We start from the raw sequence: 8,207 nt of genomic DNA, 5'->3' as shown, positions 1-8,207 counted from the left end.
GGCGGGAATGGAAGCGCATCTGCGAATTGGCGGTCATCTGCGCGGGGGCGCGGGATGCCGCGCTGCGCGGCCCGCTCGCCGACTGCAAGAGGTCGCTCGAGGCGCAGGGCGCTCTCTGCGAGCTGGTCGAGCTCGATCCCTTGCCCATCTCCTCGACGCTTGTGCGCAAGCGGGCGCGGGAGAAAAAAACGCTTGGCGGGCTGGTGCCGCCGGAAGTCGCCGCGTATATCGACAGCCACGGGCTCTATCAGACATTATAGGAAAGCGGGGCGTTCCTTATGGAATATGATCTGAAAAAGCTGGACAAACTTGCGAAAAAGACCCTCTCGGCAAAGCGGTATTACCACACCCAGTGCGTGGTGCGGCAGGCGCAGAAGCTCGCGAATCTCTACGGCTGCGACGAACAGAAGGCGATGGTGGCCGGCTGGATGCACGATATCTGCAAGGAGATGCCCCGGGGGGAGCAGTTGCAATGGCTCACAAAGTGTGGTATCATTCTTGACAGCGTGCAGGAGAGCCAGCCAAAGACGTGGCACGGCATGGCGGCGTGCGGCTTTATATCAGCGGAGCTCGGCATCACCGACCCCGAAATCCTGCACGCCGTCCGGTTCCACACGACGGCGTGCGGGCACATGACCGAGCTGGACGAGGTGGTCTACCTGGCGGATCTGACGAGCGCCGACCGCGACTACCCCGATATTCTCGCGATGCGCAAGCTCGCGGAAACAGCCCTCAAGCCCGCGATGAAGGAAGCGATGCGCTACGCGGTCAACGACCTCGTGGAGCGTTCGCTCGGAATCAGTTTTGATACGTTTCAGGCATATAATGTCTATATGGCATATTGTTTACCGGAGGTGAAGCAATGACATCGATTGAAATGGCAAAGGAGGCCGCGAGGCTCCTGTCGGAAAAAAAGGGCAAGGACATCACCGCGATCGAGATTCGGGATTTGACGACGATCGGGGATTATTTTGTCATCGCGTCGGGCGGGTCCAACGCGCAGGTCAAGGCGCTTTCGGACGCGGTCGAGGAGGGTCTCTCCAAGCTCGGCTTTGAGCCGCGCCGCATCGAGGGCTACCAGTCGGCCATGTGGGTCGTGCTCGATTACTACGACGTGATCGTTCATATCTTCTACGACAAAACCCGCGAGTTCTATTCGCTCGAGCGGCTGTGGGCGGACGCCCCGCGCGTCGATCTGGGGCTGGCGGAATAAAATAAAGGAAGCCAACATCATTTGCCGCGCGGGACACGGCAAACAGGGAGTGTACAGCATTGAAGTACGATTTTGCAGCAATTGAGAAAAAATGGCAGCAGAGCTGGGAGGCGAGGGGCGTCTTCGCGGCGACCGACGACTACTCCAAGCCGAAGTATTACGCGCTGGTCGAGTTCCCCTACCCGTCGGGGCAGGGGCTGCACGTCGGCCATCCGCGCTCCTACACCGCGCTGGACATCGTCGCGCGCAAGCGCCGCCTGGAGGGCTACAACGTCCTCTACCCGATGGGCTGGGACGCCTTCGGCCTGCCGACCGAAAACTACGCCATCAAAAACCACATCCACCCCGAAAAGGTGACCCACGACAACGTCCAGCGGTTTAAGTCCCAGCTCAAGAGCCTGGGACTCAGCTTCGACTGGAACCGGGAGATCAACACCACCGATCCCGATTACTACCGGTGGACCCAGTGGATCTTCCTCCAGCTCTTTAAGCGCGGGCTCGCCTACAAAAAGGAGATGTCGGTCAACTGGTGCACCGGCTGCAAGGTGGTACTGGCGAACGAAGAGGTCGTGAACGGCGTCTGCGAGCGCTGCGGGAGCGAGGTGGTCCACAAGGTCAAGAGCCAGTGGATGCTCGGCATCACCCAGTACGCCCAGCGGCTGCTCGACGACCTCGACACGGTCGACTACATCGACCGCGTCAAGGTTTCCCAGCGTAACTGGATCGGCCGCTCGACCGGCGCGCAGGTGGATTTCGACACCACCGCGGGGGACAAGCTGACCGTCTTTACCACCCGCCCCGACACCCTGTTCGGCGCGACCTACATGGTCATTTCGCCCGAGCACCCCTACGTCGACCACTGGGCGGACAAGATTTCCAACATGGACGCGGTGCGCGCCTACCAGGAGGAGTCGGCGAAGAAGTCCGACTTCGAGCGCACCGAGCTGGTCAAGGACAAGACGGGCGTCATGCTCGAGGGGGTCCGGGGAATCAACCCGGTCAACGGCGCGGAAATCCCCATCTTCATCTCCGACTACGTCCTCATGTCCTACGGCACCGGCGCGATCATGGCGGTCCCGGCGCACGACACCCGCGACTGGGAGTTCGCCAGAAAATTCGGCCTGCCGATCGTCGAGGTCGTCAAGGGCGGAAATGTAAATGAGGAAGCCTTTACGGACTGCGAGACGGGCGTGATGGTCAATTCCGGCATGCTCGACGGCCTCTCGGTCGACGAGGCGAAGAAGAAGATCACCGCTTGGCTCGCCGAGAAGGGCAAGGGCGAGCCGAAGGTAAACTTCAAGCTGCGCGACTGGGTCTTCTCCCGCCAGCGGTACTGGGGGGAGCCGATCCCGATCATCCACTGCGACCACTGCGGCTATGTTCCGCTCGACGAGAGCGAGCTGCCGCTGCGCCTGCCCGAGGTGGACAGCTACGAGCCGACCGAGAACGGCGATTCGCCGCTCGCCGCCATGGACGACTGGGTGAACGTGCCCTGCCCCAAATGCGGCGCGCCCGCCAGGCGGGAGACCGACACGATGCCCCAGTGGGCGGGCTCGTCCTGGTATTTCCTGCGCTACTGCGACCCCCACAACGACAAGGCCCTCGCCTCCAGGGAGGCGCTTGAATACTGGATGCCGGTAGACTGGTACAACGGCGGCATGGAGCATACGACGCTCCACCTGCTCTATTCCCGCTTCTGGCACAAGTTCCTCTACGACATCGGCGTGGTCCCCACGCCCGAACCGTACGCCAAGCGCACCAGCCACGGCATGATTCTGGGCGAGAACAACGAGAAGATGTCCAAGTCCCGCGGCAACGTCGTCAATCCCGACGACATCATCCGCGACTACGGCGCGGACACCCTGCGCCTCTACGAGATGTTCATCGGCGATTTCGAAAAGAGCGCGCCCTGGTCCCAGTCGTCGATCAAGGGCTGCAAACGCTTTTTGGAGCGGGTGTTCGGGCTGCTTGACATCCTCGCGCCGGGCGGGGAATACTCCCCCGAGCTGGAAAGCGCCCTGCACAAGACGATCCGGAAGGTGTCCGAGGACATCGAGGCGATGAAATACAACACCGCCATCGCGGCGATGATGAGCCTCCTCAACGACATCTATGCGAAGGGCGGCGTCAACCACGCGGAACTGCGGACCTTCATCCTGCTGCTCAATCCCTTTGCGCCGCACATGACCGAGGAGATGTGGGAGCGCGCCGGGTTCGGCGGGACGGTCACCGACCAGAAGTGGCCCGCCTACGACCCCGAAAAGTGCAAGGACGCGCAGGTTGAGATCGCCGCGCAGGTGTGCGGCAAGATCAAGGCGCGCGTCATGGTGGACGCGGACGCTTCGGACGCCGACCTGCTCGCGGCCGTCAAGGCGCGTCCCGAGGTCCAGGCGGCGCTGGAGGGAAAGACGGTCGTCAAGGAAATCGTCGTCAGGGGCAAGCTCGTCAACATCGTCGCCCGGTAAAAACCCCGTATTCATGCGGGCCGGCGGCTTTGCGCCGAAAGGCGGGGCAAACTGCTTGACAAATCGGGCACTTTCATAGTATAATAAATTTTGTTATCCACATCTTTGCGGGTATCAACTCCTGCCGGACGGCGTGGGGAGGGAATAGGTAAATGTCAGAAATCAGAGTCAAGGACAATGAGTCTTTGGACAGCGCGCTGCGGCGCTTCAAACGTTCTTGCGCCCGCTCCGGCGTCCTCGCCGAGGTCCGCAAGAGAGAGCACTACGAAAAGCCTTCTGTCAAGCGCAAGAAGAAATCTGAGGCGGCTCGTAAGCGTAAATTCAAATAATCATCCATAAACGGGCGGGGAATATCCCCGCCCGTTTTGCACATTTTTTTGCCGCCCGGCGGGCGGCAAGGTTGTAAATCGGGACGCTTTGCGGTACAATATCCGGGTACGGGCGGCGCCTGCGCCCGCGCCCGCCCCTTTGGCGGGGATTCCACAGGAAATGGAGGGACCGGATATGGCCATCTTTCAGCCCGACTACCGGTTCCGGCGCGCGTGGGACATCCCGCCGGAGTGGCTCCGGGACAAGGGGATCACGGTGCTGCTGCTCGATGTGGACAACACCCTGACCACCCACGACAACCCCGACGTGGCGGACGGCGTGCACGTCTGGCTCGCGAAGCTGCGGGCGGCGGGCGTCCGCCTCTTCATCCTCTCCAACAACCGCCCCGCCCGGGTGGAGCCGTTCGCCGAAAAGCTCGGCGTGGGCTGCATCGCGGACGCGGCCAAGCCCCTCGGGGGCGGCGTGCGCCGCGCGCGGGAGCGGCTTGGGGCGGACGCGCGGGAGATCGCGATCGTCGGCGACCAGGTCTTTACCGACGTGCTCTGCGCCAACCTCGCGGGGGCGGCTTCCATCCTGGTGGAGCCGATCGAGCTGGAGGATTTCCCGTTCTTTAAACTGAAGCGCAGATTGGAAAGGCTCGTCCTGCGCGGCGGGCGGAAGGGAACACACTGATGGCGAAAATCCGGTTTGGCCCGGCGGGGAACTCGCAGAGTTTCACCGGGATGGGCTATAAAAAGAACACCGACCTGCCCGAATACCTGGAAAGGATGGGGCTGGACGCGTTCGAGTACCAGTGCGGGCGGGGGGTCAAGATCTCCGAGGCGAACTGCCGCCAGCTCGGGGAGCTGTGTGCGGCGAAGGACATCCAGCTGAGCCTGCACGCGCCCTACTATATCTCAATGTCGAGCGTGGAGGAGGAAAAACGCCTCAAAAGCCTCGACTACGTCCTCCAGTCGGCCCGCGCGGTGGACGCGATGGGCGGGGACCGCATCGTGATCCACACCGGGTCGTGCGGGAAGATCAGCCGGGAGACGGCGCTCGGGCTCGCGTGCGACACGATGAAAAAGTGCATCGCGGCGCTCGACGCGCAGGGGCTTTCCCACATCCGCATGTGCCCCGAGACGATGGGGAAATTAAACCAGCTCGGCACCCTTTCGGAGGTGCTCGCGCTGTGCAAGCTCGACGAGCGCATCCTCCCCTGCATCGACTTCGGGCATCTCAACGCGCGCACCTACGGCGGCGTCGACGGACCCGCCGCCTACGCGAAGATCCTGGAGGAGACGGAGAACGCGGTCGGCCTTGACCGGATGCGGCTCTTCCACTCCCACTTCAGCAAGATCGCCTACACCGTTCCCGGCGGGGAGAAGGTCCACCTGACCTTTGAGGACGCCGAATTCGGCCCGGATTTCGAGCCGCTTGCCGAACTGGTTGCGAAGAAGAACTGCACCCCCACCTTTATCTGCGAGTCCGCGGGCACGCAGGCGGAGGACGCGGGGGCGATGAAACGGATGTATCTGACAGCGAAAGGCGGACAGTCATGAAAAAGATTCTGGTCATCCACGGGCCGAACCTCAACCTTGTGGGCGTGCGGGAGCCTGGCGTCTACGGGACCGAGGGGATCGACGACATCAACCGGCAGATCGTGGCGCATGCCGCGGCGAAGGGCCTTTTGTGCGACGTGTTCCAGTCCAACCACGAGGGTGCAATCATCGACAAACTCCATGCGGCGCGCGCCGAATACGACGGCGTGGTGCTCAACGCGGGCGCCTATACCCACTACAGCATCGCCATCCGGGACGCGATCGCCGCGATCCGCATCCCGGTGGTGGAGGTGCACCTCTCCAACGTGCACGCGCGCGAGGAGTTCCGGCACAAATCGGTGATCGCGCCCGTCTGCGCGGGGGGGATCTTCGGCTTCGGCAAGCAGGGCTACCTGCTGGCAATCGACGCGTTGGAGGCGATGCAGTGAAACGGATGCTGGTCATGCACGGTCCCAACCTCAACCTCACGGGGATGCGTGAGCCGGGCGTCTACGGGACCGAGACGCTGGAGGAGATCAACCGGAGGATCGCGGCGCACGCCGAAAGGCGGGGATACGCATGCGATTTTTTCCAGTCCAACCACGAGGGGGAGCTGCTCGACAGGCTCCACGCGGCGCGCGGGGCCTATGACGGCGTGGCGCTCAACGCGGGGGATTACACCTTCACGAGCATCGCCCTGCGGGACGCGATCGCGGCTTGCGGCGTGCCGGTCGTGGAGGTGCACCTGTCCAACGTCTATGCGCGCGAGGAATTCCGGCACCACTCGGTGATCGCGCCCGTCTGCGCGGGCGGCGTCTACGGGTTTGGCAGGCAGAGCTACCTGCTGGCGCTCGACGCGCTGGCGGCAATGAAATAGGAGGAGACATCCATGCAAAACAGAATTGAACGGCTGCTCGGTCAGCTTCCCGACGGGATCGACGCGGTGCTGATCGCCTCGCAGGTGGGACGGCAGTACTTCACCGGCATGCATTCGACGGCGGGCACCCTCTTCGCGGTGAAGAACGCGGGCGCAGCCTTTGTGATCGACTTCCGCTACATCGAGAAGGCGCGCGCGGTCGTGCGCGGCGCCGAGGTCGTTTTACAGGACAAGCTCTACGAGCAGATCGGGGAGCTTGCCAAACGCCACGGCGTCAGGCGCGTCGCGGTGGAGAGCGAATACATGACCCTTTCTGAATTTACCGCCTGGAAGGAAAAGGTCCCGGGCGTGGAATTCGTGATGAACGGAAAGGTGAACGACGTCATCCGCCGCATGCGGATGATCAAATCGCCCGACGAGATCGACGCCATCCGCGCGGCGCAGAAGGTGACGGACGAGGCGTTTTCCCACATCTGCGGCTATATCCGTCCTGGGCTCACCGACCGGGAGATCGCCGGCGAGCTGCTCGACTACACCTTCCGCCACGGCTCGGAGGGCCCCTCCTTCGACTATATCGTCGTCTCGGGCAGGAACTCCTCGATGCCGCACGGCGTGCCGACCGACAAAACGGTCGCGCGCGGCGATTTTATCACGATGGACTTCGGCTGCCTCGTGGGCGGCTACTGCTCCGACATGACCCGCACCGTCGCGGTGGGGGAGGTCACCGACGAGCAGCGGATGATCTACGACACGGTGCTGCGCGCCCAGCTCGCCGCGATCGCGGCCGTCAGGCCGGGGGAGGTCTGCCGGGTGGTGGACGCCGCCGCGCGGGACATCATCGCGGACGCGGGCTACGGCGCCTGCTTCGGCCATACGACCGGCCATTCGCTCGGGCTGGAAATCCACGAGGACCCGCGCTTCGGCAGGGGGGACGAGACGGCGTGCGAGCCGGGCATGGTCATGACGGCCGAGCCGGGCATCTACCTCGAGGGGCGGTTCGGCGTGCGCATCGAAGATATGGTGCTTGTGACAAAGGACGGCTGCGAGGACCTCACACATTCCGACAAGTCGCTGATCATCCTATAATTCTCTGCGAATAGGGCTTGCAAAATGAGCGATTATAATATAGAATTAGAGTGTTAATCTGGATGGTACCGATCTGACCGTGCTTTGGACGGGAAAAAGACAGACGTATCAGAATATTTGGAGGGTAACATATGATTTCTGCCGGCGATTTTAGAAATGGCGTGACCTTTGAGATGGACGGCAACGTGGTCCAGATCATCGAGTTCCAGCATGTCAAGCCCGGAAAGGGCGCGGCGTTTGTCCGCACCAAGATCAGGAACGTGATTTCCGGTTCGGTGACGGAGAAAACCTTCAACCCGACCGATAAGTTCCCGACCGCCTATGTGGAGAGGAAGGACATGCAGTACCTCTACAGCGACGGCGACCTCTACTATTTCATGGACAATGAGACCTATGAGAACATCCCGATCTCCAAGGACGTGCTGGGCGACAACTTCAAGTTCGTCAAGGAGAACATGGACTGCAAGGTGCTCTCCTACAAGGGCAAGGTCTTCGGCGTCGAGCCGCCCTTCTTCATCGAGCTTGAGGTCACCCAGACCGACCCGGGCTTCAAGGGCGACACCGCCACCAACGCGACCAAGCCCGCGACGCTCGAGACGGGCGCCGAAATCCGCGTCCCGCTCTTCATCAATGAGGGCGACCACATCAAGGTCGACACCCGCACCGGGGAGTATATGGAGCGCGCGTAACCTGCCGACCCACATGAATGGAATATA

Annotated in this window: 11 protein-coding genes; all 11 read left to right on the top strand. The window is 62.3% G+C overall.

Annotated features, from left to right (window positions below; translation table 11 throughout):
• On the top strand, positions 1-260 hold a 260-nt coding region (locus RDM88_RS03645; protein WP_374045407.1), incomplete at its 5' end, for a nicotinate-nicotinamide nucleotide adenylyltransferase.
• 18 nt (positions 261-278) lie between these two features.
• On the top strand, positions 279-866 hold the full coding sequence (yqeK, locus tag RDM88_RS03640; protein WP_308753330.1) for a bis(5'-nucleosyl)-tetraphosphatase (symmetrical) YqeK: 588 nt from the start codon (positions 279-281) through the stop codon (positions 864-866).
• Entirely contained in the window at positions 863-1,213 is a 351-nt protein-coding gene (rsfS, locus tag RDM88_RS03635) for a ribosome silencing factor (protein ID WP_308753328.1), read from the top strand. The genes yqeK and rsfS overlap by 4 nt, the downstream gene beginning before the upstream one ends.
• Positions 1,214-1,272: 59 nt before the next feature.
• Positions 1,273-3,678, top strand: a complete 2,406-nt coding sequence (gene leuS, locus RDM88_RS03630; protein WP_308753326.1) for a leucine--tRNA ligase — start codon at positions 1,273-1,275, stop codon at positions 3,676-3,678.
• A gap of 152 nt (positions 3,679-3,830) precedes the next feature.
• The gene (gene rpsU, locus RDM88_RS03625) at positions 3,831-4,007 is read left to right on the top strand and encodes a 30S ribosomal protein S21 (protein WP_101550884.1); all 177 of its coding nucleotides are present in this window, start codon (positions 3,831-3,833) and stop codon (positions 4,005-4,007) included.
• Between the two features lie 175 nt (positions 4,008-4,182).
• Positions 4,183-4,680, top strand: coding sequence for a YqeG family HAD IIIA-type phosphatase (locus RDM88_RS03620; RefSeq protein WP_308753324.1), 498 nt, complete (start codon positions 4,183-4,185; stop codon positions 4,678-4,680).
• Positions 4,680-5,549 carry a TIM barrel protein gene (locus RDM88_RS03615; RefSeq protein ID WP_308753322.1) on the top strand — a complete coding sequence of 290 codons (870 nt, stop codon included), beginning with the start codon at positions 4,680-4,682 and terminating at the stop codon, positions 5,547-5,549. Before RDM88_RS03620 ends, RDM88_RS03615 begins: the two co-directional genes overlap by 1 nt.
• Positions 5,546-5,977, top strand: a complete 432-nt coding sequence (gene aroQ / locus RDM88_RS03610; RefSeq protein ID WP_308753320.1) for a type II 3-dehydroquinate dehydratase — start codon at positions 5,546-5,548, stop codon at positions 5,975-5,977. The genes RDM88_RS03615 and aroQ (RDM88_RS03610) overlap by 4 nt, the downstream gene beginning before the upstream one ends.
• Before the next feature lie 5 nt (positions 5,978-5,982).
• On the top strand, positions 5,983-6,405 hold the full coding sequence (aroQ, locus tag RDM88_RS03605; RefSeq protein ID WP_308753335.1) for a type II 3-dehydroquinate dehydratase: 423 nt from the start codon (positions 5,983-5,985) through the stop codon (positions 6,403-6,405).
• A gap of 12 nt (positions 6,406-6,417) precedes the next feature.
• On the top strand, positions 6,418-7,491 hold the full coding sequence (locus RDM88_RS03600; RefSeq protein WP_308753318.1) for a Xaa-Pro peptidase family protein: 1,074 nt from the start codon (positions 6,418-6,420) through the stop codon (positions 7,489-7,491).
• 131 nt (positions 7,492-7,622) lie between these two features.
• Positions 7,623-8,180, top strand: coding sequence for an elongation factor P (efp, locus tag RDM88_RS03595; RefSeq protein ID WP_308753316.1), 558 nt, complete (start codon positions 7,623-7,625; stop codon positions 8,178-8,180).
• Positions 8,181-8,207: the final 27 nt, after the last annotated feature.

The organism is uncultured Anaerotruncus sp., assembly GCF_902490045.1.
In the GTDB taxonomy this organism is placed as follows: Bacteria; Bacillota; Clostridia; order Oscillospirales; family Ruminococcaceae; genus Anaerotruncus.
The sequence above is the reverse complement of the archived record's forward strand: the minus strand, read 5'-3'. Positions and strand labels throughout refer to the sequence as shown.

Coding starts and splice junctions, on each gene's coding strand:
- rpsU (WP_101550884.1), top strand. CDS start 3,831: ATGTCAGAAATCAGAGTCAAGGACAATGAGTCTTTGGACAGCGCGCTG.
- yqeK (WP_308753330.1), top strand. CDS start 279: ATGGAATATGATCTGAAAAAGCTGGACAAACTTGCGAAAAAGACCCTC.
- RDM88_RS03600 (WP_308753318.1), top strand. CDS start 6,418: ATGCAAAACAGAATTGAACGGCTGCTCGGTCAGCTTCCCGACGGGATC.
- aroQ (WP_308753335.1), top strand. CDS start 5,983: ATGCTGGTCATGCACGGTCCCAACCTCAACCTCACGGGGATGCGTGAG.
- rsfS (WP_308753328.1), top strand. CDS start 863: ATGACATCGATTGAAATGGCAAAGGAGGCCGCGAGGCTCCTGTCGGAA.
- RDM88_RS03615 (WP_308753322.1), top strand. CDS start 4,680: ATGGCGAAAATCCGGTTTGGCCCGGCGGGGAACTCGCAGAGTTTCACC.
- RDM88_RS03620 (WP_308753324.1), top strand. CDS start 4,183: ATGGCCATCTTTCAGCCCGACTACCGGTTCCGGCGCGCGTGGGACATC.
- aroQ (WP_308753320.1), top strand. CDS start 5,546: ATGAAAAAGATTCTGGTCATCCACGGGCCGAACCTCAACCTTGTGGGC.
- efp (WP_308753316.1), top strand. CDS start 7,623: ATGATTTCTGCCGGCGATTTTAGAAATGGCGTGACCTTTGAGATGGAC.